This window comes from Mesorhizobium sp. WSM4822 (assembly GCF_055811155.1).
In genome coordinates this window covers 77,825-102,405 of the sequence record NZ_JBVVQM010000005.1, presented here as the reverse complement: position 1 = coordinate 102,405, position 24,581 = coordinate 77,825, and the positions used below count along the sequence as shown (strand labels likewise).

The 24,581-nt window shown below is 62.8% G+C and carries 26 protein-coding genes and 1 pseudogene; 21 read left to right on the top strand and 6 right to left on the bottom strand.

The window, feature by feature from the left end:
• The first annotated feature begins 55 nt into the window (after positions 1 to 55).
• Positions 56 to 397, top strand: coding sequence for a winged helix-turn-helix domain-containing protein (locus tag AC0L3E_RS13595; RefSeq protein WP_127271788.1), 342 nt, complete (start codon positions 56 to 58; stop codon positions 395 to 397).
• Positions 398 to 524: 127 nt separating this feature from the next.
• Here the strand turns inward: AC0L3E_RS13595 and cobF are convergent, their stop codons facing one another.
• Entirely contained in the window at positions 525 to 1,301 is a 777-nt protein-coding gene (gene cobF / locus AC0L3E_RS13590) for a precorrin-6A synthase (deacetylating) (protein WP_473604952.1), read from the bottom strand.
• Positions 1,302 to 1,432: 131 nt separating this feature from the next.
• Here cobF and AC0L3E_RS13585 point away from each other — a divergent pair, with 131 nt between their 5' ends.
• The 9 genes from AC0L3E_RS13585 to AC0L3E_RS13545 all read left to right on the top strand — a co-directional run bounded on the left by AC0L3E_RS13585 (position 1,433) and on the right by AC0L3E_RS13545 (position 7,791).
• Positions 1,433 to 2,434, top strand: coding sequence for a DUF4424 domain-containing protein (locus tag AC0L3E_RS13585; RefSeq protein WP_473604951.1), 1,002 nt, complete (start codon positions 1,433 to 1,435; stop codon positions 2,432 to 2,434).
• Positions 2,434 to 2,952, top strand: coding sequence for a dihydrofolate reductase (locus AC0L3E_RS13580; RefSeq protein ID WP_127271784.1), 519 nt, complete (start codon positions 2,434 to 2,436; stop codon positions 2,950 to 2,952). The genes AC0L3E_RS13585 and AC0L3E_RS13580 overlap by 1 nt, the downstream gene beginning before the upstream one ends.
• Positions 2,953 to 3,120: 168 nt before the next feature.
• Complete coding sequence (hflK, locus tag AC0L3E_RS13575; protein WP_023813074.1) at positions 3,121 to 4,245, top strand: FtsH protease activity modulator HflK; 1,125 nt, start codon at positions 3,121 to 3,123, stop codon at positions 4,243 to 4,245.
• Positions 4,245 to 5,213 carry a protease modulator HflC gene (gene hflC, locus AC0L3E_RS13570; protein ID WP_127271782.1) on the top strand — a complete coding sequence of 323 codons (969 nt, stop codon included), beginning with the start codon at positions 4,245 to 4,247 and terminating at the stop codon, positions 5,211 to 5,213. The genes hflK and hflC overlap by 1 nt, the downstream gene beginning before the upstream one ends.
• Before the next feature lie 6 nt (positions 5,214 to 5,219).
• Entirely contained in the window at positions 5,220 to 5,408 is a 189-nt protein-coding gene (locus AC0L3E_RS13565; protein ID WP_023813072.1) for a DUF2065 domain-containing protein, read from the top strand.
• A gap of 127 nt (positions 5,409 to 5,535) precedes the next feature.
• Positions 5,536 to 7,053 carry a DegQ family serine endoprotease gene (locus tag AC0L3E_RS13560; RefSeq protein WP_127271780.1) on the top strand — a complete coding sequence of 506 codons (1,518 nt, stop codon included), beginning with the start codon at positions 5,536 to 5,538 and terminating at the stop codon, positions 7,051 to 7,053.
• 56 nt (positions 7,054 to 7,109) lie between these two features.
• Positions 7,110 to 7,379 carry a PIN domain-containing protein gene (locus tag AC0L3E_RS13555; protein ID WP_281062043.1) on the top strand — a complete coding sequence of 90 codons (270 nt, stop codon included), beginning with the start codon at positions 7,110 to 7,112 and terminating at the stop codon, positions 7,377 to 7,379.
• Complete coding sequence (locus AC0L3E_RS13550) at positions 7,376 to 7,534, top strand: PIN domain-containing protein (RefSeq protein WP_281062044.1); 159 nt, start codon at positions 7,376 to 7,378, stop codon at positions 7,532 to 7,534. The genes AC0L3E_RS13555 and AC0L3E_RS13550 overlap by 4 nt, the downstream gene beginning before the upstream one ends.
• A complete protein-coding gene (locus tag AC0L3E_RS13545) occupies positions 7,531 to 7,791 on the top strand; it encodes a pilus assembly protein HicB (RefSeq protein ID WP_127328922.1) in 261 nt (86 codons plus the stop codon). Before AC0L3E_RS13550 ends, AC0L3E_RS13545 begins: the two co-directional genes overlap by 4 nt.
• Here the strand turns inward: AC0L3E_RS13545 and AC0L3E_RS13540 are convergent, their stop codons facing one another.
• On the bottom strand, positions 7,792 to 8,355 hold the full coding sequence (locus AC0L3E_RS13540; protein ID WP_292562139.1) for a GNAT family N-acetyltransferase: 564 nt from the start codon (positions 8,353 to 8,355) through the stop codon (positions 7,792 to 7,794). It abuts the gene before it with no gap.
• Entirely contained in the window at positions 8,352 to 9,239 is an 888-nt protein-coding gene (gene serB / locus AC0L3E_RS13535) for a phosphoserine phosphatase SerB (RefSeq protein ID WP_128307650.1), read from the bottom strand. Before serB ends, AC0L3E_RS13540 begins: the two co-directional genes overlap by 4 nt.
• Between serB and miaA the strand changes: the two genes are divergently transcribed.
• Positions 9,238 to 10,197 (top strand): tRNA (adenosine(37)-N6)-dimethylallyltransferase MiaA, encoded by a 960-nt coding sequence (miaA, locus tag AC0L3E_RS13530; protein ID WP_473604950.1) that lies wholly within the window; start codon positions 9,238 to 9,240, stop codon positions 10,195 to 10,197. The two genes, serB and miaA, sit on opposite strands and share 2 nt — an antisense overlap.
• A 105-nt stretch (positions 10,198 to 10,302) precedes the next feature.
• A complete protein-coding gene (locus AC0L3E_RS13525; RefSeq protein ID WP_127271965.1) occupies positions 10,303 to 11,094 on the top strand; it encodes a GGDEF domain-containing protein in 792 nt (263 codons plus the stop codon).
• Positions 11,095 to 11,313: 219 nt separating this feature from the next.
• On the opposite strand, the gene AC0L3E_RS13520 is transcribed toward AC0L3E_RS13525, so the two are convergent.
• Positions 11,314 to 13,143, bottom strand: coding sequence for an ATP-binding protein (locus AC0L3E_RS13520; RefSeq protein WP_127328926.1), 1,830 nt, complete (start codon positions 13,141 to 13,143; stop codon positions 11,314 to 11,316).
• Positions 13,144 to 13,297: 154 nt separating this feature from the next.
• Between AC0L3E_RS13520 and AC0L3E_RS13515 the strand changes: the two genes are divergently transcribed.
• From AC0L3E_RS13515 to AC0L3E_RS13505, 3 genes and pseudogenes are all read left to right on the top strand, one after another.
• Positions 13,298 to 13,861 (top strand): helix-turn-helix domain-containing protein, encoded by a 564-nt coding sequence (locus AC0L3E_RS13515; protein WP_127272678.1) that lies wholly within the window; start codon positions 13,298 to 13,300, stop codon positions 13,859 to 13,861.
• A 4-nt stretch (positions 13,862 to 13,865) separates the two neighbouring features.
• On the top strand, positions 13,866 to 14,174 hold the full coding sequence (locus AC0L3E_RS13510; protein ID WP_127268618.1) for a hypothetical protein: 309 nt from the start codon (positions 13,866 to 13,868) through the stop codon (positions 14,172 to 14,174).
• Between the two features lie 44 nt (positions 14,175 to 14,218).
• A pseudogene (locus tag AC0L3E_RS13505) lies at positions 14,219 to 14,747 on the top strand (GNAT family N-acetyltransferase).
• 4 nt (positions 14,748 to 14,751) lie between these two features.
• On the opposite strand, the gene AC0L3E_RS13500 reads toward AC0L3E_RS13505, so the two are convergent.
• Entirely contained in the window at positions 14,752 to 15,630 is an 879-nt protein-coding gene (locus AC0L3E_RS13500) for a LysR family transcriptional regulator (RefSeq protein ID WP_473604949.1), read from the bottom strand.
• A 122-nt stretch (positions 15,631 to 15,752) separates the two neighbouring features.
• Here AC0L3E_RS13500 and tmpA point away from each other — a divergent pair, with 122 nt between their 5' ends.
• Together tmpA and tmpB are read left to right on the top strand one after the other, a co-directional pair.
• Positions 15,753 to 16,904 carry a 2-trimethylaminoethylphosphonate dioxygenase gene (gene tmpA / locus AC0L3E_RS13495; RefSeq protein WP_127268621.1) on the top strand — a complete coding sequence of 384 codons (1,152 nt, stop codon included), beginning with the start codon at positions 15,753 to 15,755 and terminating at the stop codon, positions 16,902 to 16,904.
• The gene (gene tmpB / locus AC0L3E_RS13490) at positions 16,901 to 17,491 is read left to right on the top strand and encodes a (R)-1-hydroxy-2-trimethylaminoethylphosphonate oxygenase (RefSeq protein ID WP_127268622.1); all 591 of its coding nucleotides are present in this window, start codon (positions 16,901 to 16,903) and stop codon (positions 17,489 to 17,491) included. The genes tmpA and tmpB overlap by 4 nt, the downstream gene beginning before the upstream one ends.
• Before the next feature lie 74 nt (positions 17,492 to 17,565).
• Here tmpB and AC0L3E_RS13485 read toward each other — a convergent pair whose 3' ends face one another.
• Positions 17,566 to 19,386 carry an NAD(P)-binding domain-containing protein gene (locus AC0L3E_RS13485; RefSeq protein WP_473604948.1) on the bottom strand — a complete coding sequence of 607 codons (1,821 nt, stop codon included), beginning with the start codon at positions 19,384 to 19,386 and terminating at the stop codon, positions 17,566 to 17,568.
• Between the two features lie 420 nt (positions 19,387 to 19,806).
• Here AC0L3E_RS13485 and AC0L3E_RS13480 point away from each other — a divergent pair, with 420 nt between their 5' ends.
• The 4 genes from AC0L3E_RS13480 to AC0L3E_RS13465 all read left to right on the top strand — a co-directional run bounded on the left by AC0L3E_RS13480 (position 19,807) and on the right by AC0L3E_RS13465 (position 24,356).
• Positions 19,807 to 20,982 (top strand): DUF6600 domain-containing protein, encoded by a 1,176-nt coding sequence (locus AC0L3E_RS13480; protein ID WP_473604947.1) that lies wholly within the window; start codon positions 19,807 to 19,809, stop codon positions 20,980 to 20,982.
• A gap of 256 nt (positions 20,983 to 21,238) precedes the next feature.
• Entirely contained in the window at positions 21,239 to 23,020 is a 1,782-nt protein-coding gene (locus AC0L3E_RS13475) for an acetolactate synthase 3 large subunit (protein WP_127328932.1), read from the top strand.
• A gap of 84 nt (positions 23,021 to 23,104) precedes the next feature.
• On the top strand, positions 23,105 to 23,677 hold the full coding sequence (gene ilvN, locus AC0L3E_RS13470) for an acetolactate synthase small subunit (RefSeq protein WP_023757090.1): 573 nt from the start codon (positions 23,105 to 23,107) through the stop codon (positions 23,675 to 23,677).
• A gap of 82 nt (positions 23,678 to 23,759) precedes the next feature.
• On the top strand, positions 23,760 to 24,356 hold the full coding sequence (locus tag AC0L3E_RS13465; RefSeq protein ID WP_127321268.1) for a LysE family translocator: 597 nt from the start codon (positions 23,760 to 23,762) through the stop codon (positions 24,354 to 24,356).
• Positions 24,357 to 24,581: the final 225 nt, after the last annotated feature.

The window sequence follows — 24,581 nt, the reverse complement described above, 5'->3', positions numbered from 1 at the left end:
GGTTTCGCCGGGGAGCTTCTAGTATGGGGTTGGGTTGTGACCGCGGAGAGCAAAGATGCCGTCGCTGAGCTTGCGGATAAATCTCGATCCCGACGGGCGCGTCGGGCCGGGCAAGATCGAACTCCTGGAACAGATCGCCGCCTTCGGCTCCATCTCGGCCGCCGCGCGCGGCATGGAGATGTCCTATAAGCACGCCTGGGACCTGGTCGAGGACATGAACCGGGTATTCGGCAAGCCGCTGGTGGCGGCACAGACCGGCGGCCGCAAGGGCGGCGGCGCACAGTTGACGGCGGTCGGCCTGGCAGTGGTCAGCCGCTTCCGCGCCATCGAGCGCGCGGCTTCTGCTGCGGCGGCGGCGCATATGGAGGCATTGCAGGCGGAGATTGATGCTGGGTGAGGGGAGTAGGGCAGTAGGGCAGTAGGGCAGTAGGGCAGTAGGGCAGTAGGGCAGTAGGGAGGCATTCGCGTGCTGTCTTCCAACACAAAACGTCATTCACCTACTGCCTTACTCCCCTATTGCCTTCCTAATCGGGCTTGCGCAGCAAATAGCTGTCCATGATCCAGCCCTTCCGCCGACGGGCTTCCTCTCGAACCTTTTCGATCTTTGCGCCGATGTCACCGATCCTGCCGGAGAGAGTGATCTCGTCTTCCGTTCCGAGATAGGCGCCCCAGTGGATGACGACATCCTTGTCGACAAGCGTGTTGAAGGCGCATTTGCCGTCCAGCAGGACGACCGCGCTGCCGGCATTGTCCGGCATGCCTTCCTCGGTCAGGCGGCGGCCTGTGGTGATGAGGACGGAATCGCCGATGCGGTTCAGCGCCATCTTGTGGCTGGCGGCAAGCGCCTGGACAGCGGTGATGCCGGGGATCACCTCAAGCTCGAACGCCACATTGCCTCGCTGGCGCACGCGCTCGAGGATGCGCAACGCGCTGTCGTAGAGCGAAGGATCGCCCCAGATCAGGAAGGCGCCGCAGCCGTCGCCGGCAATCTCGTCGCGGATCAGGCCTTCGTAAATGGCGGCGATGGCTTCGTGCCAGTCATCGACGGTCGCGCGGTAGGAGGGCTCCGGCCCATCTTCTACCGGCATGTCGCGCAGCGGCACGTCGAATTCGACGCGGCGCGACTTCGGATTGGTGACGAAGCGGTCGCATATCCGGCGGCGCAGTTCGGCCAGCTCATTTTTTTTCGCACCCTTGTCGGGAATGAACAGCACATCCGCCTGGTTCAAGCCTGATATGGCCTGAACGGTCATGTGGTCGGGATTGCCGGCGCCGATGCCGATGACGAGAAGCTTGCGCATGGGCGAACTCCTGCCCGATCGGAACCTGTTAGTCCAGACCGCGCTGGCGCGTGTCCGCGGATACGGAAGGGCTTTGAACGGCACATTGAAACCGCTAGGGTCCTGCAAGCATTCTGGCCGAGGTGGTTTCCATGTTGCGATATATTCTGACCGCCGTGCTGGCCCTGTCGCCCGCGCCCGCCTACGCCAACGATTCGGTTGCCGAACTTGGCACCGGTGGCCTGATCCTGTCGCGCAGCGACGCCGTGTCGATGCAAAGCGAGGACCTCTTCATCTCGCCGGAAAAGGTCACGGTCGACTATGTCTTCCATAACAACACCGACAGGGATGTCGAGGCCATTGTCGCCTTTCCGATGCCCGAAATATCGGGCAATCCCGAAGAAATCCCGGCGATCCCTGAAAACCAGAGCGACAATTTCCTCGGCTTCGAGGTGACGATCGACGGCGTTGCCGTCAAGCCGCAGCTGGAGCAGAAGGTGTTTGCGCTCGGCATCGACATCAGCGCCGAGTTGAAGGCGCAAAACGTGCCATTCTATCCATTCGGCGATGCGGCGAAGGCGGCGCTGGCTAAGCTGCCGCAAGCGGTTGTCGATGACTGGGTCAACCGCGGCATCATCATCGAGGACACCGGCAGCGACGGCACCGAGACGACCAAGGTCTACACGCCGTTCTGGCAACTGCGTTCGACCTACTGGTGGCGCTCGACCTTTCCGGCCAACAAGGACGTCCATGTTTCCCACCACTATAAGCCGAGCGTCGGCGGCACGTCTTCAGTCAGCTTCTTCTACGACGGCAAATTCCAGGGACAGTATGCGGCCTACAAGGCCCGCTATTGCATGGATGGCACATTCGAAAATGCGGTGCGCAAGGCTGCCAAAGACGACCCTGACGGCTACCCCAAATATTTCGAGAACCGCATCGCCTATATCCTGACCACCGGCGGCAACTGGGCCACCGGCACGATCGGCAAGTTCAAGCTGACGATCGACAAGGGCAATCCGAAAGCCCTGGTCTCGTTCTGCGGCGACAATGTCAAAAAGACCGGACCGACGACATTCGAGATGACGGCGGATGATTTCTACCCCGAGCGCGACATCGACATCCTGATCCTCGAGCCAACGGACGGCAATTGATGCACGTCGCAATCTACGTTGCCATCGCCGAGAACGGCGTGATCGGGCGGGACGGCGGGCTCCCGTGGCGGCTCTCCACCGATCTCAAGCGCTTCAGAGCCGATACGATGGGCAAGCCCATCATCATGGGCCGCAAGACCTATGAGGGCATCGGCCGGCCGCTGCCGGGCAGGTTGAACATCGTCGTCACCCGCGACAAGACCTGGCGCGCCGAGGGCGTCGAGGCGGCACATTCGCTCGAGGCCGCGATCCAACTGGCGACGGAGCGCGGGCGCCGCATGGCCGATGTGGACGAGGTGTGCGTCATCGGCGGCGGCGAAATCTATGCCCAGGCCATGCTGCTGGCCGATCGCCTGCATGTCACCCATGTGCTGGCAGCGGTCGACGGCGACGCGCATTTCCCGCCGATCGATCCTGATTCCTGGCACATTGTCAGCTCGCACGACGTCCCAGCCGGGGAAAAGGACAGCCACCCGACGCGTTATTCGGTCTACGAGCGGCGTCGAGAGAGACATTGAATGAAAAAAGGGGCATTGAAGGAAGACAAAGGGTCGCGACCGGACAAATCGGACGAAGTCGGCAGCGCATCGCGTTGAAAGCGCCTCGTTGCGTCCCTATAGAAGAACAATACTGGATTTTGCGCCGTAATACCGGCGCTTGAGGGAATTCCAAGCGAAAGGACATTCATGCCCTGGAACGACAAAAGCGGCGGTGGCGGCGGCCCATGGGGTGGCGGCGGCAACAATCAAGGACCCTGGGGGCAGGGTCCAAAGGGACCCAGCGGGCCACAGGGCTCGCCTCCCGATCTCGAAGACATCATCCGCCGCGGCCAGGACCGGCTGCGGCGCGCGCTTCCGGGTGGCGGCGGCGCGAGCCCGGCTATCTTCGCGCTGATCGCGGCTGCACTTGTGGTGCTGTGGGCGTTCAAGGCGGTTTATACCGTGCAGCCCGACGAGGTCGCGGTCGAATTGCGCTTCGGCAAGCCGAAGACCGAACTGTCGCAGCCTGGCCTGCATTTCCATTGGTGGCCGCTCGAAACGGTCGAGACGGCCAAGATTTCCGAGCAGCTCGTCGATATCGGCGGCGGCGGCGCGACAAGTGGCAACACGTCCGGGCTGATGCTTACCGGCGACCAGAACATCGTCAACGTCCAGTTCTCGGTCGCCTATCAGGTCTCTGACCCGAGCGCGTATCTGTTCGATGTGTCCGATCCCGACGGTATGCTGCGGCAGGTAGCCGAAAGCGCCATGCGTGAAGCCGTCGGTCGCCGGCCGGCGCAGGACATCTTCCGCGACGACCGCCAGGGCATTGCCGCCTCGGTGCGTGAAATCATCCAGACGACGCTGGACGGCTACAAGGCCGGTCTCAACGTCAACGCCGTCTCGATCGAGGATGCGGCACCGCCACGCGAAGTGGCCGATGCGTTCGACGAGGTGCAGCGCGCCGAGCAGGACGAGGACAAGTTCGTCGAGCAGGCCAACCAGTACTCCAACCAGAAGCTCGGGCAGGCGCGCGGCGAGGCCGCACAGATCCGCGAAGACGCGGCCGCCTACAAGAACCGGGTCGTGCAGGAAGCCGAGGGTGAGGCGCAGCGCTTCATCTCGGTCTATGACGAATATGCCAAGGCGCCCGATGTAACGCGCAAGCGCCTCTACCTGGAAACCATGGAGAAGGTTCTGAAGGATTCGAGCAAGGTCATCGTCGAGCAGGGCAACGGGCAAGGGGTCGTTCCCTATCTGCCGCTGCCGGCATTGCAACCGAAAGCGCCGGCGCCCGCTGCGCCCAGTGGCGTTACGGGAGGTAACCAGTGATGGCCAACCGTCTTCCCATCATCGTCGTCGCAGCAGCGGTTATCCTGTTCCTGCTCTATTCGTCGGTCTTCGTGGTCAATGCGCGTCAGCAGGCGCTGGTGCTCAGGTTCGGCGAGATCGTCGACGTCAAGAGCGAACCCGGCATCTACTTCAAGGCGCCGTTCTCGTTCTTCGACGCCGACACCGTGCAACTGATCGAGAACCGGGTGCTGCGCTTCGACCTCGACAACATCCGCGTCCAGGTGTCAGGCGGCAAGTTCTATGAGGTCGACGCCTTCATCGCCTACCGCATCTCGGATCCGCGGGTCTTCCGCTCCACCGTGTCGGGTCAGATCGAACTGGCAGAAGCCCGGCTCAGGACGCGTCTCGACGCTGCCTTGCGCCGTGTCTACGGTCTGCGTGATTTCGAGGCCGCACTTTCCGAACAGCGCACCGTGATGATGCGCGAAGTCCGCGACCAGCTCAGGCCCGACGCCACCTCGCTCGGCCTGCAGATCGAGGATGTCCGTATCCGCCGCACGGATCTCACGGCCGAAGTCTCGCAGCAGACCTTCGACCGCATGAAGGCGGAACGCCTGGCGGAAGCTGCGCGGCTGAGGGCACGCGGCAATGAAGCGGCACAGCGCATCACCGCCCGCGCCGATCGCGAAGTGGTCGAGATCGTCGCCGAAGCACAAAAAGAGTCGGAAATCCTGCGCGGTGAGGGCGAGGCCCAGCGCAGCGCCACCTTCGCGGGAGCCTATCAGCGCGATCCGGCCTTCTTCGACTTCTACCGGTCGATGAATGCCTATGGCACAGCGCTGGACAACACCGGAACGACGATGGTGCTGTCGCCGAACTCGGAGTTCTTCCGCTTCTTCCGCAATCCCGACGGCAGCGAGGGGCCGGCAAAGCCGGCTTCGCCTGCGCCAAACGCTCCGGCGACGGCACCCGCCGCGCCGGCGGCACAGCCCAGCACCGGCCAGTAGCGGCCGGTGCAGGATTTTCTTGCCGCCATGGGCCTGGTCCTTGTCATAGAGGGTCTGGTCTATGGCGGTTTTCCCGGCCTGGCCAGGAAACTTGCCACCGAAGTGCTGTCGCTGCCCGAGAACGCGCTGCGGATCGCCGGACTGGCGGCGATCGTGATCGGCGTCGGCATCGTCTGGCTGGTACGGGGCGCATGACGGCGGCGATGATTTATCCTCTGCCGATAGTCATAGCCGCAAACGTGCCGTATTTTTTGCCAACATGGCGTGACGCGGCGTTTTCGTCGAAGCGCTTTTCTTTTCAAGGATACCGGGAGGCTTCTCGATGACATCCAATACAATTCTGTGCGCGGCTCGGCGGACATTCATCGCCGGCGCGGCGGCACTTCTTGTCAGCGCAGTCGCTGTCCCGTCCTTCGTGACGCCGACATTTGCCGCCGATGGACCCGCTTCGGTCGCCGATCTGGCGCAAGGCCTGCTCGGCGCGGTGGTCAACATATCGACCTCGCAGACGGTCAAGGGCACCGAAGGCCCGGGCGCGGTGCCGATGCCGCAATTGCCCGAGGGGTCGCCCTTCCAGGATTTCTTCGACGATTTCTTCAAGAACCGCGGCGGTGACAAGGACAACGGCTCGCAGAAGGTGCAGTCGCTGGGCTCCGGCTTCGTCATCGATGCCGAGCAAGGCATCGTCGTCACCAACAACCATGTCATTGCCGATGCCGACGACATCGAGGTCAATTTCTCCGATGGTGTCACCTTGAAGGCGACGCTGGTCGGCACCGACACCAAGACCGATGTCGCCGTGCTCAAGGTCGATCCGAAAGGCCACAAGCTGACGGCGGTGAAGTTCGGCGATTCCACCAAGATGCGCGTCGGCGACTGGGTGATGGCGATCGGCAATCCGTTCGGCCTCGGCGGCACGGTGACGGTCGGCATCGTCTCTGCCCGCAACCGTGACATCAATTCCGGCCCCTATGATGACTTCATCCAGACCGATGCCGCGATCAACCGCGGCAATTCCGGCGGACCGCTGTTCAACAGCGCCGGCGAAGTCATCGGCATCAACACGGCGATCATTTCGCCTTCCGGCGGTTCGATCGGCATCGGCTTTTCCATCCCCGCCCAGCTCGCGTCCGGCGTCGTCGACCAGTTGCGCCAGTTCGGCGAGACGCGGCGCGGCTGGCTCGGCGTGCGCATCCAGCCGGTGACCGACGACATCGCCGAAAGCCTCGGCATGGCGACCGCCAGGGGCGCGCTGGTTGCCGGCGTGATCAAGGGCGGCCCGGTCGACAATGGCACGATCCAGGCGGGCGACGTCGTCATCAAGTTCGACGGCAAGGACATCCATGAGATGCGCGATCTGCCGCGCGTCGTCGCCGAAAGCCCGGTTGGCAAGGCGGTCGATGTGCTCATCGTGCGCAAGGGTGTCGAGCAGACCGTGAAAGTGACGCTCGGCCGGCTCGAGGATGGCGAGAAGCTCGCCAGCAGCGAGGAGGGCAGCAACACCGACCAGGACAAGGGCGACAAGGCTCCGGCCGTTTCCACTGCTTCGGTGCTCGGCATGACGGTCGGCGAACTGAACGACGAGACACGCAAGAAGTTCAGCATTGCCGCCGATGTTTCGGGCGTCGTCATCACCGACGTCACCAAGGACTCGGCAGCCGCCGAACGCGGCATCCAGCCCGGCGAGGTGATCACCGAGATCGCACAGGAATCGGTTGCCACCCCCAAGGATGTCATGGACCGGATCGGCGCCTTGAAGGAACAAGGGCGCAAGAATGCGCTGCTGATGCTGGCATCGAAGACCGGCGAACTCAGGTTCGTGACGATCCGGATGGACTGAGATCCGCCAGCTAACAGGTATATTGTAGCATCCCATGGGATGTACTATTTTAACTTGTGAGACGGATCGTACTGGACACAAACGTTCTGACGGCAGGTTTGCGAAGCAGGAATGGTGCGTCGTTTGCCGTTTTGCAACGAATCGCGGATCGGCACATCCGCCCATTGGTGACGACAGCGCTGTTTCTTGAATATGAAACCGTGTTGACCCGACCCGAGCAAATGGCGGTTCACGGATTGTCGAATGCGGATCTGGATCGTTTGCTTGCCGGTTTTGCTACCTTGGCAGAACGGTTGAACTGCACTTTCTCTGGCGCCCGCAATTGAGCGATCCGAAGGATGAAATGGTGCTTGAAGCCGCGATCAACGGCAGGGCAGATGCCTTGGTGACCTACAATCGCCGGGATTTTGCGGCTGCGGCAGGCCGTTTCGACGTCCAAGTCGTAAGCCCGGCTGAATTCCTGGAAGGACTTCGAACATGAGCAAAGCGACTTATCCTTTGAAGCTCCCGCTGTCGGTAAAGGAGGCGGCCGCGCGTTTGGCTAAGGCGGATGGCGTGTCGCTCAATCAGTGGATCGCTTCGGCTGTGGCGCAGAAGGTTGGAGCAATGGAAACGGCGGCGGATTTCCTGCGTCGTCGGGCGGGCGATGCGTCCGCCGGCGATTTTGGAAAAATGCTTGAGCGGGTTGCTGGCGGACCTCCGCAAGCTGGCGATGAGCTTCCGCCTGATCGACATTGATCAGCGACGGTTCTTTCGCCAGTTCTGGGCAGTCAGCCGGTAGAATACATGGCGCTTGAGCGCGGGATGGCTGTCGGGAATGCCGGGATGATCGAAGTCGGCCGATGGATCGGCTCTCATGCCGAGGCGCTCCATGACGGCGGTGGAGCGGCGGTTTTCCGCGACGGCGAAGGAGACGATTTCGTCAAGGCCGAGTGTTTCGAAGCCGTAGGCAAGCCATGCCTGAGCCGCCTCGGTGACGTAACCTCTGCCCCAGAATTCAGGCGCCAATCGCCAGCCGATCTCGATCATGCTGGCTGGCAGGAAGTCCATGTGATCGGTTCCGGTTATACCGACAAAACCGATACATTCGCCCGATGCGGCGATTTCTGCGGCCGCAAAGCCAATGCCGTCGCGATCGATGGCGGCGCGGAACTGATCCATCTTGGCATCCGCCTCGGCGCGGTCGCGGCGGAACGGAAAGAACTCCATCACCCGGTCGTCGGAGTTTATGCGGTGGAACAGGTCGCGGTCGCGATCCTCCCAGTTGCGCAGGATCAGGCGCTCGGTGCGCATTGGTTTCATTGCACAAACTCCTCCTGCCTGTAGCCTTGCACATAAAGCAGCGCGGTCAGGTCGCCATGATCGATGCGGACCTTGGCCTGTGCCGCCACCGTCGGTTTGGCGTGGAGCGCGACACCGGTACCGGCCAGGCGGATCATGTCGAGATCATTGGCGCCGTCGCCGACGGCGATGGCGTCGGCGGGCGTCAGGCCGAGGCGCGCTGAAATTTCGATCAGCGCGTCGGCCTTGGCGGCGCGGCCGAGGATCGGTTCGCCGACCAGCCCGGTGAAGCGGCCGTCCTGCTCGAGCAGGCGATTGGCGCGGTTCTCCTGGAAACCGAGCATGGCGGCGATGCGCGTCGTGAAGACCTCGAACCCGCCAGACACGAGTGCCGTCCAGGCGCCGTTGGCGCGCATGGTCCGGACCAGAACACGGCCGCCCGCTGCCAGCGTCAGGCGATTGGCGACGATGCGATCGACCACGGCGGCGTCGAGGCCCTTGAGCAACGCCACCCGTTCACGCAAAGCCGGTTCGAAGGCGATCTCACCATTCATGGATCGCGCGGTGATGGCCGCAACATGATCCTTGACGCCGATCTCGTCGGCCAGCTCGTCGATGCATTCCTGGTCGATCATGGTTGAATCCATGTCGGCGATCAGGATTTTCTTGCGGCGGGTTTCCGCCTGCTGGACGATCACGTCGACGGCCTCGCTGGCAAGTGCCGTGCGCAAGACGGCACTCGTGACGGCGTCGTCGGCTGCCTCAGGCAGGACGAGATCGCAGGCAATACCTTCGGCCAGCCAGACAACAGCGCTTGCGCCGACCGACCGTGAGGCCATATTCGCAAGCGACAGCGACAAAGCGCGCTCAGTGGGACGGGCAACAAGGGTGGCGATCAGCGGCATGAAACATTCCGGCGGGCAGGCGGGCGAGGGCCGCGTGAAGAACGCGATCCTGATAGCCGGGCCGACCGCCAGCGGCAAGTCGGCGCTTGCGCTCGATCTGGCCGAGCGCAGGGGTGGCGTGATCGTCAACACGGATTCCATGCAGGGTTATTCGGTGCTCGACGTGCTGACCGCCCGGCCGGAGGCGGCCGACCTCGCCCGCGCACCGCATTATCTTTATGGCCATGTCCACCCGGCCACCGCCTATTCCACCGGCGCCTGGCTGCGCGACGTGATGAAGCTGATCGAGGACGGCACATTCTCCGAACGGCCAGTGATTTTTGTCGGCGGCACCGGGCTCTACTTTCGCGCGCTGGCCGAGGGCATTTCGGAAATGCCCGACATTCCGCAGCGGGTCCGCGACCGCTGGCGCTATGAGTTGAAGGAGCAGGGCGCCGTCAAGCTGCACAGCCTGCTGCTGCGCGAAGATTCGGCGGCCGCCATGATGCTCAAGCCAACCGACAGCCAGCGCATCGTGCGGGCATTGGAGGTTCTCGATGCGTCTGGCCGTTCGATCCTGGAATGGCAGGCAGAACGCGGCCAGCCGCTCATCGACAGGGAAAGCGCACGTTTCTTCGTGATCGAGCCGGATCGGGCGGCGTTGGTCGCTCGCATCGACAAACGCTTCGACCAGATGCTGGACAAGGGCGCGCTGGACGAGGTCAAGCGGCTTGCAGCACTTGGCCTCGATCCCGAATTGCCGGCGATGAAAGCGATCGGCGTTCGCGAACTGCAGGCAGCGATGGCCGGAGAGATTGGCTTCCCCGAGGCAATCGAACGCGCCAAGATTGCGACCAGGCAATATTCCAAGCGGCAAACCACTTGGTTCAGGCATCAATTGGGGCCGGAATGGCTGAGATTGCGCCCCGGTGATGATCTGGAAACCACGATCTCAGCGCTTGCTTCCGATACAACCTGAAAAGTTTACCTGCAAGGAACCGTTCCCGTGGTGGTTGTCCAGATTAACCCTCCGTAAGCCCGCCCATGCCATAAGATCAGTGGGCACTTTTCCAACGGGGAGCAGATGCGTTTCCACAAGGCGGAATCAGCATTTTTCGTCTTTATATTCGTGATCCTGGCCGCCGGCCTGGTGACGCTGCATGCTTACGGACTTCTGCAATCCTTCGCCGACGAGTTGCATACGGCTTCGGGTCTGGACAAGGTCATCTATCTCAACAAGCTCTTGTTCGCGACCGGCGTGCTCCTGGCCACCGCGCTGTTCTTCGGCATCTTCTTCATCTATCCGCTGATCCGCAAACAGGCGATGGAGGAAGGCAAACTGCGCGCCATGACGGTCTCGCTCAGCGCGCGCTCGGAAACATTCGAGCATGCGGCGCTGACCGACGGCCTGACCGGCATGCAGAACCGGCGCTATTTCGATGATGCGCTGAAGGAGTATCTCGAGGAGTTCCGGCGTATCGAAAAGCCCGTCGGGCTGATGATCCTCGATCTCGACCATTTCAAGCAGGTCAACGACACCCACGGCCATGACGTCGGCGACGAAGTGCTCAAGGCCGTCGCGAACTGTCTCAAGGACATGACGCGCTACCACGATGTGGTGGCGCGATTGGGCGGCGAGGAGTTCGCCGTGGTCACGCCCAACATGGACGCCGAGCTTCTGGGCAAGTTTGCCGAGCGCATCCGCAAGGCGATCGCCAACATGTCGGTGCTGTCAGGCAATGTCCGCCTCAAGATCACCACCAGCGTCGGGCTCGCCGTCTGGGACCGCAAGGAAACAGCGGAAGAGTTCTATCGCCGCGCCGACCGCCAGCTTTACGAAGCGAAGAGGCAAGGCCGCAACCGCGTCTGCGCCTGAAATCGCATCACTGAATTCGTGAGGCTGGCCGTCTGGCGCCGTTTTCTGCGCTTCCGGTGCTCACGGACTCAAACGTCCGCTCCGCTTCGGTTCTCGAAAACAGCACCACCCGACTCAGCCTGACGAATTCCCTGACGGGATTTATCCGAGCGGGCTGGGCAAGGGCGCAAGCTTGGCGCGGCTTCTCGGTCAGAAGGCAGAGGAGTTGGCGCTGCTGACCTAATCGTTTTGCGGGCGCAGGCCGAAGGTTGCGGGCTTTAGGCCGTAGCGCATGTCGAAATCGTCGTCCGATGGCGCGCGTGCGGCGGGTGGCTTGCGGTAGTCGGGGTCGCCGGCCTGGCGGCCTGAATCGACGACCTCGGCGAAGGCCATCGCCTGCTGCGTTGATTTAGGCACGTTGCGCAGTCGTTCCACGATCGCCACCAGATCGACATCGTCGCCTGGCTTCGACGTGGCCTCTTCGCGTTTTGCGGTGCCGGGGAGCAGGTCGCTCGGCAGTTTTTCGAACTTCAGCCGCATGGTCGTCGCCACGCCTTCGCCGAAGGCGATGGCTTCGCGCTGGCCCATGGAGGACAGGAAGGCAAGCGTCGAGGCGGAAGAGTCGGCAATCGCCGAGCGGATGATCGCCTGGTCCTGCTCATTTGCAAGCCGCATGGCGAAGAAGGTCGAGCATTGCGAAAGGATGGTCGGGTCGAGCTCGCCCGGGCGCTGGGTGACGACACCGAGATAGCAGCCATATTTGCGGCCTTCCTTGGCAATGCGCGACAGCGCGTGCCTTGTCGGCGCGAAGCCGAGGCGCGGGTCGGCCGGCATATAGCGGTGCGCCTCTTCGCACAAAAACAGGAGCTGCAGCTTGCCCTCGCTCCACAGAGCGAGGTCGAAGGCCAGGCGCGCCAGCACCGAGCAGACCGAATTGACCACTTCCGACGGCATGCCGGCCATCTCGAAGCAGGTTACCGGGCGGCCATGATGCGGTACGCGGAAGATGTTGCCGATCGTCTCGTGGATGGTGTCCTCGATCAGGCGCGAGTTGAACATGAAGCGGTAGCGTGGATCGGCGGCCGCCGATTCGATGCGCGTCTTCAGCGATTTGAGCGTCGGACGATCGGTCTTGCTTTCGAGCATGCCCATGCGCTCATCGATCTGCTTGAGCAGGTCGGCGATGCGGTAAGGCACCGGCGTATCGGCGGTCAACGCATCGCTGCCGCGCCTGATATAGGAGCCCGAATTCGGGTTGCGGTAGAGATTCTTGGCGGCCGGGATAAGGTCGCGCAAGGCGTCGATTTCTTCCGGCTCGGTCTCGCGGCCCCGGAACAGCACCTCGGCGAATTCCTCGAGCTTGAACATCCAGAACGGCAGATCCAAGGTTTTGGAATCGACCCTGACGCAGTATTCGGGCAGCGATGCAGCGAACTCGTTGTGCGGATCGAGGATCAGGATGCGCAGATCCGGCCGTGCCGCTATCGACTTGCGCAGCAGCAGCGAGACGGCGGTGGATTTGCCGACGCCGGTCGTGCCGACAATGGCGAAGTGACGCGCCAACGTATCGTCGATGGCGATGTTGGCGGCGATCGTCTCGTCCTGCGCGAGCGTGCCGATCGTGATCGAATGACGCCCGGCGAGGTCATAGACCGCCTGCAGGTCGCGGGTGCGGATCCGATGCGCAACGGCGCCGATATGCGGATAGGTGGTGATGCCGCGATCGAAGACCGGTTTGGCGCCGGGCTCTGCTCCGTCACGGACTTCGCCGATCAGCTCGATGCTGACCTCGATGGCGTTCTGACCCTCATTGCTCCAGGCGCGGTCCGACTTGCCGATTGCGTAGACCAGGCCGACGGTTCGCGTCGATCCGAGATTGATGGAAATCATCTTGCCGACCGTCCACAGGCCGGTCACCGCGCCGTCGGCGTCGTTCGCGTAGGCGCTGATGGTGGCGCGTGCGCCATCGCATTGCACGACATTGCCGAGGATGCGCTTGTCGTTCTGCTCTGCGTCGCGGCGCTCCTGCGATGTCGGTTCTCCAACGGAGGCTTCGCGTTCGACATACATGGACAGGCCAATCCCCATTTCCCTGGAGCATCGATCCTACCCGAATGGGGTTAAGGCCCGATGATGTCGGATGGTGTAGAGAGCATTAAAGGGCTCGTGAAAATTGTCGCCAGGCGGCTCTTCTCCGGCGTCTATTTTTCGCTATAATAGACATATGGATGATATAGCGAACGACATTTCCTCGACGATCGGCCGCAGGATACACGCCGAAAGGACCGTGCGCGACTGGTCCCTGGCCGAACTCGCGGAGCATTCCGGCGTCTCGAAGGCGATGCTCAGCACGATCGAGCGGGGCAAGACCAGCCCGACGGCGGCGCTTCTGGTGCGCATCGCGTCGGCCTTCGGCATGACGCTGTCGACCTTGATCGCGCGCGCGGAATTGCAGGGCGGCGGGATATTGCGCGAAGCCGACCAGCCGGTGTGGCGCGATCCCGACACCGGCTATGTCAGGCGGCATCTTTCGCCGGCTGGCGATATGCCGCTGGAACTGATCAAGGTGCATCTGCCGGCGGGCGCCAAGGTCAGTTTTCCGGCCGCTTCATACGCCTTCATCAAGCAGCAGATATGGCTGATTTCCGGGCGGCTCGAATTCATCGAAGGTGAGACAGTGCACAAGCTTGTATCAGGCGACTGCCTGGCGCTCGGGGCGCCGTCGGACTGCACCTTCCATGCCCTCGAGCCCGGCGCCGACTATCTCGTCGCGCTGGTCAGGGGCTGACACAATGGCAAGAAGACCAAAGCGCTCCCACAATGGGGGGCCGCCTCTCGATGAGTACAAGGGCCCGCCATGGGGCAAGGGCGATCCCTACATCTTTCTTGCCTGGCAGGCCGCCCATGCCAAGGCGTGGAAGGCGCCGAGCCACGAGGTGATGCTGCTGCGCATGGACAGAGCCGAGCGGCTTGGCCTGACCTATGAGGAGTACACGCTCGAGATACTCGAGCGCGGGCGGCATCTCGGGCACGAAGACGCCGACCGCATCAGCGCCATCAAGGCGGCGCGAAAGCGACGCCGCGCGCACCGTCTGGACTGACAGCAATGCGCCCGCTTCTATTGCAATCACAGGATATCCTGCACATGAACTCGATCGAGATCGCAACCCTGAACCCGGCTGCCGAGACGCAGGACATGCTGACCGAATTGCTGGTCGCAACGGTGGCGGCCGGCGGTTCGGTCAGCTTCATGCATCCGTTGGCGACGCAGGCGGCGAGGACGTTCTGGGAGAAATCGCTGGCCGCGGCGGCAAGGGGCGAAAGAGCGGTGCTTGGCGCCTGGGACGGCAAAAACCTGGTCGGCACAGTGACCTTGCTGCTCGATTGTCCGCCCAACCAGCCGCACCGGGCCGAGATCGCCAAGCTGATGACATCAGCCGATTACCGGGGCAGGGGTGTGGGAACGCGCCTGATGCGAGCCGCCGAGAGCCTCGCCGTGGAGAAGGGCCGGCACGCTGCTGGTTCTGGACACGGCGACCGAGGAGGGCGCCTCAGGCCTCTATGAGCGGTTGGGCTTCACGCTGGCCGGTGAGATACCGGACTATGCTCTGAAGCCGCATGGCGGGCTGACCGGCACGTTGATCTACTGGAAGCGGATCGGGCCAATCTCATAACCAGTCATGCCGGCGCGGAGAGGCGCAGGAGCAGCCACTGGCGGAAATCCTGTTCGGCTGCGGTCAGGCGTGCTGTCGACGCCTTGGTCAGGAAATGCCCCGATGTGCTGGAAAGTTCATAGTCGGAAAGCCTGACCAGCGTCTTGCTGTCGAGCGCCGCATCGACCAGCGGCCGCGAGCCCAAAAGCACGCCGGCGCCGGCGCTCGCCGCCTCCATGGCGGTGACGAAACTGTCGAAGCGGTGCGATCGTCTGGGATGGCCAGCCAGTCCAGCGGCGGCGAACCATTCCGCCCACATCTCGCGCGCGCCGGCGACCAGAAGCAGCGGCAGGGAAGGCCAGTCGTCGTCGCCGGCGAGCGCAGGTGCGGCCACCGGCACGAGCCGCTCGGCGGTCAGCCTGTCGGCTTCGCGTCCGGGGAACGATCCGTTGCCGAAGCGGATGTCGAGCACCGAGCCCGGCAGATCGTAGTCAGCAGGGCGATGGATCGTCACCAGATCGAGCTGGATGCGCGGCAATGCCCTTGCCAGATCGGGCAGCGCCGGAACCAGCATCAGCAAGGCAAAGGAGATCGGCGCCCGGATGGTCACGGTCTGGACGGCACGCGGCTCGAACAGTTCCGCGGTGCTGTTGCCGATGGTGGCGAAGGCCGACTGGATGTGAGGCAGGTAGGCTGCCCCCTCCGGCGACAGTGCAACGCCCCGCGCCAGCCGCGAAAACAAACGTGTCTTGAGCCGCTCCTCGAGAAACCGGATGTGCTGGCTGACGGCTGCCTGGGTGAGACCGAGCTCGGCTGCCGCCGCGGTGAAATTCGACAGCCGCGCCGCCGCCTCGAAACTGCGCAGCCAGTCCAGAGGCGGCACGGGTGTATTTGTACGAGCCATTAGTATTCTGCGGTCATTGGCTAAAAAATGATAATTTGAGTTATGCCTGTCGCGCGATCAACATGCAATCGAAACCCTGCGGATCAGGCTGCGGGGGACGCAATGAACAGGAACGGATCTCCATGCTCACCCACGCGCTGATCGGCGACGAAGGCAGAACAATCGACCTTGGCTGGCAGGACGGGTCGCGCAGCCGTTTTCATGCCATGTGGCTGCGCGACAATGCGCTGGACGACAAGACGCGCAGCGCCGGCAATGGTCAACGGCTCATCACCATTCTCGACATTCCCGCCAACACCAGGATCGGCGCCGCGTCGATCAAAGGCGGCGCCCTGGAAGTCAGCTTCGTGCCCGAGCAGAAGACGGTCAGCTTTCCCGCGGCATGGCTGAGCGCCAATGCCTATGATCGTGACGCAGGCCGCCAGCCGGGCTGGACAGGCGAGGCCACCGTGCGATGGACCAAGGCCTCGATGCAGAATTCGGTACCGCGCGCCGGCTATGTTGCGGCCAGCCGCGATCGTGCTGTGCTGGGGCAATGGCTGTCGGCGGTGAAAACCTATGGCTTCGCGGTGATGGACGATCTGCCGACCGAATCCGGGGCGCTGTGCAAAGTATCCGATCTGTTCGGCTACATCAGGGAGACCAATTACGGGCGCTGGTTCGAAGTGCGCGCCGAGGTCAATCCGAACAATCTCGCCTACACGAATCTCGGCCTCCAGGCACACACCGACAACCCCTATCGCGACCCTGTGCCGACGCTGCAGATCCTGTCCTGCATCGAGAATACGGTTGAGGGCGGCGAGTCCAGTGTCGTCGATGGGTTTGCCGTCGCGGCTGCGCTGCAGGCTGAGAACCCGGAAGGCTTCCGGCTGCTGAGCTCATGCCCGGCGCGCTTCGAATATGCCGGCTCTTCCGGCGTGCGGCTGCAGGCGAAGCGGCCGATGATCGAGCTCGGGCCCGATGGCGAGCTGATTTGCATCCGCTTCAACAACCGCTCCCTGGCGCCGACGGTCGACGTGCCGTTCAGCGATATGGAAGCGTACTACGCCGCCTATCGCCGGTTTGCGGAACTGATCGAGGATCCATCCTTCGAGGTGACGTTCAAGCTCGAAGCGGGGCAGGCGTTCATCGTCGACAACACCCGCGTCATGCATGCCCGCAAGGCGTTTTCCGGGACCGGTAAGCGCTGGCTGCAGGGCTGTTACGCCGACAAGGACGGCCTGCTGTCGACGCTGGCTGCAATCGAGCACGGATTCAAGGAGGCGGCGGAATGAGCGGCCAGGATTTGAACGCGGACACCATCGTCGAGTTCATCGCCGACATCTTCGAGCGCCGGGGTGCCGAATCCTATCTCGGCGAACCCGTCACCATGTCGGAGCACATGCTGCAGGGCGCCTGGTTCGCCGAGCAGGACGGCGCGCCGGACGAGCTGGTGGCGGCGGCGCTGCTGCACGACATCGGCCACTACACCAGCGAGTTCGGCACCTATTCGCCCGAGGATGTCGAGGACAAGCATCATGACGAGGCCGGTGGCGAGGTGCTGGCGCCGTTCTTTCCGCCGGTCATCGTCGAATGCGTCAGGCTGCATGTCGCGGCCAAGCGCTATCTCTGCGCCACCGACCCGACCTATTTCGGCAGGCTGTCGCAGGCCTCGGTGCACACGCTGTCGCTGCAGGGCGGGCCGATGAGCGCCGATGAAGTGGCCGAGTTCCGCAAGAACCCGTTCCACGAGGAAGCGGTCCGGGTCCGCATCTGGGACGAGAGCGGCAAGATCGCCAACATGAAGACACGGGCGTTTCGCGATTACGTGCCGCTGCTGCAGCGGGTGGTGACACAGTTCGCCGCGGGTAAGCCCGCGTAATTGCCTCAGGGAAGGAGGCAGGGTGCGAGCCGTGCCTCCTTCATTTCTTCCGGCTTCGCCGGAATGGCGCTTGCCTATCCCTTGTGGTGCACCTGCTGCAGGCCGTAGACCGGCGTCGCCAAGCCGGCCTGTCTGGCTTTCAACTGCAGCGCCAGGAACTGCGAATAGTGTCGTGATTGGTGCAGATTGCCGCCGTGGAACCACAGCGCCTCCTGTTGCGTCGGCTTCCACATGTTGCGCAGCTCACCTTCCCAGGGGCCGGGATCCTTGGTGGTGTTCGAGCCGAGGCCCCAGCATTTGCCGACCTTGTCCGCGGTCTCGCGCGATATCAGATCGGCGGCCCAGCCGTTCATCGAGCCATAGCCGGTGGCGTAGACGATGAGGTCCGCAGGCAGTTCCGACCCGTCGCTGAGCAGAACCGAGTGCTGCTTGATCTCTTCGACGTCGACGCCGCTCTTCAGCTTGATCGAACCATCGATAACCAGCTGCGAGGCGCCAACATCGATGTAATAGCCAGAGCCGCGCCTTAGGTACTTCATGAACAGGCCGGACTCGTCGTCGCCCCAGTCGAGCATGAAACCGGCCTTTTCCAGTCCCTTGTAGAACGCCGCATCGCGTTTCTTCATCTCGGCATAGGCCGGGATCTGGAACTCGTGCAGGATCTTGTAAGGCAGCGAAGCGAAGATGAGATCGGCCTTGGCGGTGGTGATGCCATTCTGCAGCGCCTGCTCCGAATAGAGCGAACCCAGTCCGATTTCCATCAACGTGTCGGACCTGGAGATATGGGTACTCGAGCGCTGCACCATGGTCACGTCGGCACCAGCTTCCCAAAGTGCGGCAGCGATGTCATGGGCGGAATTGTTGGATCCGATGACAACGGCCTTTTTGCCGGCATAGGCGTCGGGACCCGGATGCTTCGACGAGTGGTGCTGGTCACCCTTGAAGGTTTCCATGCCCTTGAATTTCGGCAGATTGGCCTTGCCGGACTGTCCGGTCGCCAGCACCAGCTGCTTGGGCTTCAGCGTAATGTCCCTGCCGTCGCGGTGGACGACAACCGTCCATTCCTTGGTCTTGTCGTCATAGGAGGCGCTTTTGGCCTCGGTCGAGGACCAGTAATTCAGCTCCATCACCTTGGTGTACATTTCCAGCCAGTCGCCGATCTTGTCCTTGGGCGAGAAGACCGGCCAGTTCTTGGGGAAATCGATGTAGGGCAGATGGTCGTACCAGACCGGGTCATGCAGGCAGAGCGACTTGTAGCGCTTGCGCCAGCTGTCGCCGGCCCGCTCGTTTTTCTCGATGATGATCGTCGGCACGCCAAGCTGCCGCAGCCGCGCGCCGAGCGCGATGCCGCCCTGGCCGCCGCCGATGATGACCGTATAGGGCTGGGTCTTGAAGCCGAGCTCGGCGGCTTCCCTCTCGCGTTCTTCCTTCCATGTCGGACGGTTCTTGCCCGAGCCGTGCCTGGCGCCCATCGGCCGCGCAAAGCCTGCCGGCTCCTCGTGGCCTTTCAGTTCGGCCATGGTGGTCAGCAGCGTCCAGATCTTGCCGTCCTTCAGCCTGACATGGCCGAAGCCGCGTGCCACCTCCGTCTCGAAGCTGATCCAGCCCTCGATCAGTTCGCCGCTCTCGGTCGCGTCCTCGCCCTTGGCGATGGCGAAGTGCGACGGCCTGGTGTTCGACAATTGGCTTTTCAGCATGTCGCAGACCTGGTCGCGGCCTTCCATGGTCTTGATGTTCCAAGTGAAGGTAACGAGGTCGCGCCAGTAGCAATCATCTTGAAAGCAATCGACCGCCTTCTCGATGTCATTGGCAGCAAGCGCGGCGCCGAATTGATCGAGCAGGTCGGACAGTTTCTTGCTAGGGGCCGTGTTCTTGCTAGAGGGCTTGTCGAGCATCAGGTTTCCTCCCGTGAAATCCAGATCGTCATGGTGGTGGCTCCGCCGGGCTTGCCGCCGGACGATCAAGTATCGTCAGAGATGGCGGCCCTCGTCACGCCCCACCATAGTTTCCAGCGATTTCAATGGTCTATCCTAGAAATGAGATCGCCAGGCGGTTTCGGAATCGCTCCGGCGCCGGAAACGAACGTTCCATTTGTGAATGCCGCGCCGGTCGCGCAAAATTGATGGTCAAATGCCGCAATGCGGTCACCGGGGCCGATGACAACCGATCGGTGAGAAGCCGGGAAGCGGTGGCGGGCAACAGGGCGGTTCCCGGGATTTTCTGGATGCGGAACTCTGGAGCCCGTTATGATCATCATACCTTTTATCCAAGCGTCTTCATGTCGCTCCCTTGGCCGGCGTGGACGCGCAGCAGCAATGGCCGCGGTCATGGCCTTGAGCGCGACCCTGACCGGCCCGCTGGTGCTGCCCGGAACGCAGGCGCATGCGGCGGAAATTGCCGTCACCGTCCGCGAAAGGCTTTCGAACTATGGCGGATGGCGAACCTCCAGCCGCTTCGGCGATGTCTGGGTTCCCTCGGTCCGTACCGAATGGCGGCCCTACACCGAAGGCAGGTGGGTCTGGACCGACGATGGCTGGTACTGGCAGTCCACCGAGCCATTCGGCGATGTCGTCTATCACTATGGCCGCTGGGCCTACGATCCCGATTTCGGCTGGGTGTGGATCGCCGGCGATCAATGGGCGCCAGCCTGGGTGGTGTGGCGTCAGGGCGGCAATGATGTCGGCTGGGCTCCAGCGCCGCCCGACGTCGGTGTCGCCTTCGACGACGCCTGGTGGTGTTTCGTGCCTGTGGCGGCGATCGGCGCGGTCGATCTGGTCAGGGTGGTGCGGCCGGTGCAGGAGAACGTCGTCATCATGCGCAACACGACGATCATCAACCAGACGGTCGTGGTCAACAATGCGCCGCGCGTGCGACTTGGCAATCAGGTCGTTGCAATCAATGCCGGACCCCGGCTGCAGCAACTCCCGAAGCCCGTCATCGAATCGATCAAGGCGGCAAAACTGGTTCCGCCTCGCAAAGGCGTGTTTGCCCGTGCACGGCTCGATGTTTCCAGGGGCGCCGAGATCAAGAGGCTTGCCGGCAATACAAAGGGGAACGGGCAAATCCTGGCGGGTCCCAAGACTGCGACCGGCAACAAGGCCATTTCCCCCGGCGCGGTGACTGCCAGCAATCCGGTGGTCGTGAAGCCGGTGAGCAAGCGGATGGCCGCCGGCAACGGCGCGAAGGCCGATGCGCTTAAGCTGCATGCCGACAGGACCGCGGGCGACGGACGCATCGTTGTCAAATCGTCGCTCAACCGGGGTTCGCCCAAATTGGTTTCGCGCAAGCCGGTTTCGCCCAAGCCGGTTTCGGGGCAGCGTCTTGCACGCGGAGCCGGGCAACAAAAGCCGCATCAGCAAGCGTTGGCAATGCGCATGCCCCAGCACCATGCCCCGGCAAGGGTGGCACCCCACCATCCGCCAGCGAAGATGCAGGCCAGGAAGGCGTCCAAATGCGATCCGCGCGTTTCCCGCTGCAAGGCGCCGGGCTGACACCGCAGTCGCGTCGGCACGCTGCGCGCGCCGGCGCGATTTTTCCCGTTGACAGGCCGCCTTTCCCGCCCTTAGTGTCCGCCACCATGAAAACGGCACTCATTCTCGTAGGAAAGCGCGTGGGCAAGGCGGTGTAACCGCCGGGCGAAACCCCCCCATGCGCAAGACACAGGCTCCCTCGGGGGCCTTTTTTATTGCCTGAAACACGACTAAACGACCAGCAAACGCCCAATGGCGACAGTACGGGACCAGACCGATGAGCAACGGACAGAACGAGCGGCGCGAGATGACAGGTGCCGAAATGGTGGTGCAGGCGCTGAAGGACAATGGCGTCAAGCATGTCTTCGGCTATCCCGGCGGCGCTGTCCTTCCGATCTATGACGAGATCTTCCAGCAGGACGATGTCGAGCACATACTGGTGCGCCACGAGCAGGGCGCCGGCCATGCGGCCGAAGGCTATGCGCGTTCGACCGGCAAGGCCGGCGTCATGCTGGTGACCTCCGGCCCCGGCGCCACCAATGCGGTGACGCCGCTGCAGGACGCGCTGATGGATTCGATCCCGCTGGTCTGCCTGACGGGGCAGGTGCCGACCTCGCTGATCGGCTCCGACGCTTTTCAGGAATGCGATACGGTCGGCATCACGCGCCCCTGCACCAAGCACAATTGGCTGGTGAAGGACGTCAACGAACTCGCCGCCACCATCCACGAGGCTTTCCATGTCGCGACCACCGGCCGTCCGGGTCCGGTCGTCGTCGATATTCCGAAGGACGTGCAGTTCGCCAGGGGATTCTACGTCCCGCCGCAGATCGCGCCGCGCACCAGCTACCAGCCCAAGGTCCAGGGCGACCTGGAAAAGGTCAAGGCGGCGGTCGAGCTGATGGCCAGCGCCAAGAAGCCGATCATCTATAGCGGCGGCGGCGTCATCAATTCCGGCCCGGAAGCGAGCCATCTGCTGCGCGAACTGGTCGATCTTACCGGTTTCCCGATTACCTCGACGCTGATGGGCCTCGGTGCCTATCCGGCATCGGGCAAGAACTGGATGGGCATGCTCGGCATGCACGGCACCTATGAAGCCAACATGGCCATGCATGACTGCGACGTGATGATCTGCATCGGCGCGCGTTTCGACGACCGCATCACCGGTCGGCTGACCGCGTTCTCGCCGAATTCGAAGAAGATCCACATCGACATCGATCCATCGTCGATCAACAAGAACGTTCACACCGAGGTGCCGATCATCGGCGATGTCGGCCGGGTGCTGGAGGATATGGTGCGGCTGTGGCGCGCGAGCGCCAAGGCCGACAAGAAGGCGCTCTACCCGTGGTGGGAGCAGATCGCCAAATGGCGTGCGCGCGACTCGCTCGCCTACAAGATGAACAACGACGTGATCATGCCGCAATACGCGATCGAGCGGCTCTACGAACTGACCAAGGGGCTGGACACCTACATCACCACCGAGGTCGGCCAGCACCAGATGTGGGCGGCGCAGCACTATCATTTCGAGAAGCCGAACCGCTGGATGACGTCAGGCGGGCTGGGCACGATGGGTTACGGCCTGCCGGCGGCGCTCGGCGTGCAGATCGCGCATCCCGACGCGCTGGTCATCGACATCGCCGGCGACGCCTCCGTGCAGATGACGATGCAGGAGATGAGCGCTGCCGTGCAGCACGATGCGCCGATCAAGATCTTCATCCTGAACAACCAGTATATGGGCATGGTGCGGCAGTGGCAGCAGCTGCTGCACGGCAACCGGCTGTCGCATTCCTACACCGAAGCGATGCCTGACTTCGTCAAGCTGGCCGAGGCCTATGGCGGACACGGCATTCGCTGCGAGAAGCCGGACGAACTGGACGACGCGATCAAGGAGATGATCTCGGTCAGGAAGCCGGTGCTGTTCGACTGCCGCGTGGCGACGCTCGCCAACTGCTTCCCGATGATCCCATCGGGCAAGGCGCACAATGAGATGCTCTTGCCCGACGAGGCGACCGACGAGGCGGTGGCCAACGCCATCGACGCCAAGGGCAGGGAACTGGTGTAGCCGGCAGAACCAAGGCAGGGCTGTCGCGAGAAGCCCTGCGCAAACAGAGAATTAGCTCAAGAGCTTGAAATCGAGATTCATGTCATGAACGCACAGCTACAACCGACCGGCTCCGCCTATTTCATCGCCAAGGAGACGGAAAAGCCGGAAAACCACACGCTTTCCGTGCTGGTCGACAATGAGCCGGGCGTGCTTGCCAGGGTCATCGGCCTGTTTTCCGGGCGTGGCTACAACATCGAGAGCCTGACTGTCTCCGAGACCGAGCATGAGAAGCATTTGTCGCGCATAACCATCGTGACGCGCGGCACGCCGCATGTGCTGGAGCAGATCAAGCACCAGCTCGAGCGCATCGTGCCGGTTCACCGCGTCGTCGACCTGACCGTGCGTTCGCATGAATCCGGCCAGGAGCGGCCGCTGGAGCGCGAACTGGCGCTGGTCAAGGTCGCCGGCACCGGCGAGGCCCGGGTCGAGGCGTTGCGGCTGGCCGATGCGTTCCGCGCCAGCGTCATCGACGCCAACACCGAGCATTTCATCTTCGAGATCACCGGCAAGGGCTCCAAGATCGACCAGTTCATCGCCATCATGAAACCGCTCGGCCTGGTTGAAATCTGCCGCACCGGCGTGGCGGCGTTGAACCGCGGCCCGCAGGCGATGTAGGACTTCGGCGAGGCTGGCGCCGAACGCGCCAGCCAGCTTCCATAGTGAGGCTTCCGGTGCTGACTTGTCAGGGAGGATATCCATGTCGCTCGACGCATTCCTTGCCCTGCTTGTCTACGCCTTCGTGACCTCGATCACGCCGGGGCCGAACAATCTCATGCTTCTGGCATCGGGCGTGAATTTCGGCCTCGTCAGAACCGTTCCGCACATGCTGGGCATCAGCATGGGTTTCCTCGTGCTGCTGCTTGCCGTCGGTCTTGGCCTCGGCGCTGTGTTGACGGCGTTTCCGGCGCTGCACACCGGATTGAAGATCGCAGGCGGTGCCTACCTGCTCTATCTTGCGTGGAAGATCGCCATGTCGCGCACGCTGACCGGCAAGGGCGAGACGAACGCGCGGCCCATGCGCTTCATCGAGGCGGCCGCATTCCAGTGGGTCAATCCCAAGGCGTGGGTGATGGCGATCACCGCCATGGCCGTCTATGCCAATGCCGAGCACCCGTTCCTGTCGGTGGTGTTGATCGCCGTGGCTTTCACCATCGTCAATTTGCCGAGCGTCTCGGTATGGGCAGGGTTCGGCACCGCACTGCGCGGTTTCCTGTCGGACCCGGTGCGGCTGAAATGGTTCAACATCGCCATGGGCGTGCTGCTGGCGGCGACGCTTTGGCCGATGCTTAAATAGGCCGTGGGGCGCCACCATCCGATCGTAGGGGGACGGGATTCGCACTCTCGGCGGACCGTGCGGATCGGGAGCCGCCACGTTTTGCACATCCATTGTGCAGTGCACATTAAATCTTCGTAATGCCGCCTTTTGGCCCTTTTCCGACAAAGGCGTGTCCTATCTATTCGCCGAAATCGCGGCAACGGGCCGTGCGCTAGAATAGAACCATCGGACCACGACGTGTCG

Coding starts and splice junctions, on each gene's coding strand:
- AC0L3E_RS13560 (WP_127271780.1), top strand. CDS start 5,536: ATGACATCCAATACAATTCTGTGCGCGGCTCGGCGGACATTCATCGCC.
- miaA (WP_473604950.1), top strand. CDS start 9,238: ATGAAACATTCCGGCGGGCAGGCGGGCGAGGGCCGCGTGAAGAACGCG.
- AC0L3E_RS13540 (WP_292562139.1), bottom strand. CDS start 8,355: ATGAAACCAATGCGCACCGAGCGCCTGATCCTGCGCAACTGGGAGGAT.
- AC0L3E_RS13465 (WP_127321268.1), top strand. CDS start 23,760: ATGTCGCTCGACGCATTCCTTGCCCTGCTTGTCTACGCCTTCGTGACC.
- AC0L3E_RS13500 (WP_473604949.1), bottom strand. CDS start 15,630: ATGGCTCGTACAAATACACCCGTGCCGCCTCTGGACTGGCTGCGCAGT.
- AC0L3E_RS13480 (WP_473604947.1), top strand. CDS start 19,807: ATGGCCGCGGTCATGGCCTTGAGCGCGACCCTGACCGGCCCGCTGGTG.
- AC0L3E_RS13545 (WP_127328922.1), top strand. CDS start 7,531: ATGAGCAAAGCGACTTATCCTTTGAAGCTCCCGCTGTCGGTAAAGGAG.
- AC0L3E_RS13485 (WP_473604948.1), bottom strand. CDS start 19,386: ATGCTCGACAAGCCCTCTAGCAAGAACACGGCCCCTAGCAAGAAACTG.
- tmpB (WP_127268622.1), top strand. CDS start 16,901: ATGAGCGGCCAGGATTTGAACGCGGACACCATCGTCGAGTTCATCGCC.
- AC0L3E_RS13525 (WP_127271965.1), top strand. CDS start 10,303: ATGCGTTTCCACAAGGCGGAATCAGCATTTTTCGTCTTTATATTCGTG.
- hflC (WP_127271782.1), top strand. CDS start 4,245: ATGGCCAACCGTCTTCCCATCATCGTCGTCGCAGCAGCGGTTATCCTG.
- AC0L3E_RS13580 (WP_127271784.1), top strand. CDS start 2,434: ATGCACGTCGCAATCTACGTTGCCATCGCCGAGAACGGCGTGATCGGG.
- tmpA (WP_127268621.1), top strand. CDS start 15,753: ATGCTCACCCACGCGCTGATCGGCGACGAAGGCAGAACAATCGACCTT.
- AC0L3E_RS13515 (WP_127272678.1), top strand. CDS start 13,298: ATGGATGATATAGCGAACGACATTTCCTCGACGATCGGCCGCAGGATA.
- AC0L3E_RS13595 (WP_127271788.1), top strand. CDS start 56: ATGCCGTCGCTGAGCTTGCGGATAAATCTCGATCCCGACGGGCGCGTC.
- AC0L3E_RS13520 (WP_127328926.1), bottom strand. CDS start 13,143: ATGTATGTCGAACGCGAAGCCTCCGTTGGAGAACCGACATCGCAGGAG.
- cobF (WP_473604952.1), bottom strand. CDS start 1,301: ATGCGCAAGCTTCTCGTCATCGGCATCGGCGCCGGCAATCCCGACCAC.
- serB (WP_128307650.1), bottom strand. CDS start 9,239: ATGCCGCTGATCGCCACCCTTGTTGCCCGTCCCACTGAGCGCGCTTTG.
- ilvN (WP_023757090.1), top strand. CDS start 23,105: ATGAACGCACAGCTACAACCGACCGGCTCCGCCTATTTCATCGCCAAG.
- hflK (WP_023813074.1), top strand. CDS start 3,121: ATGCCCTGGAACGACAAAAGCGGCGGTGGCGGCGGCCCATGGGGTGGC.
- AC0L3E_RS13475 (WP_127328932.1), top strand. CDS start 21,239: ATGAGCAACGGACAGAACGAGCGGCGCGAGATGACAGGTGCCGAAATG.
- AC0L3E_RS13585 (WP_473604951.1), top strand. CDS start 1,433: ATGTTGCGATATATTCTGACCGCCGTGCTGGCCCTGTCGCCCGCGCCC.
- AC0L3E_RS13510 (WP_127268618.1), top strand. CDS start 13,866: ATGGCAAGAAGACCAAAGCGCTCCCACAATGGGGGGCCGCCTCTCGAT.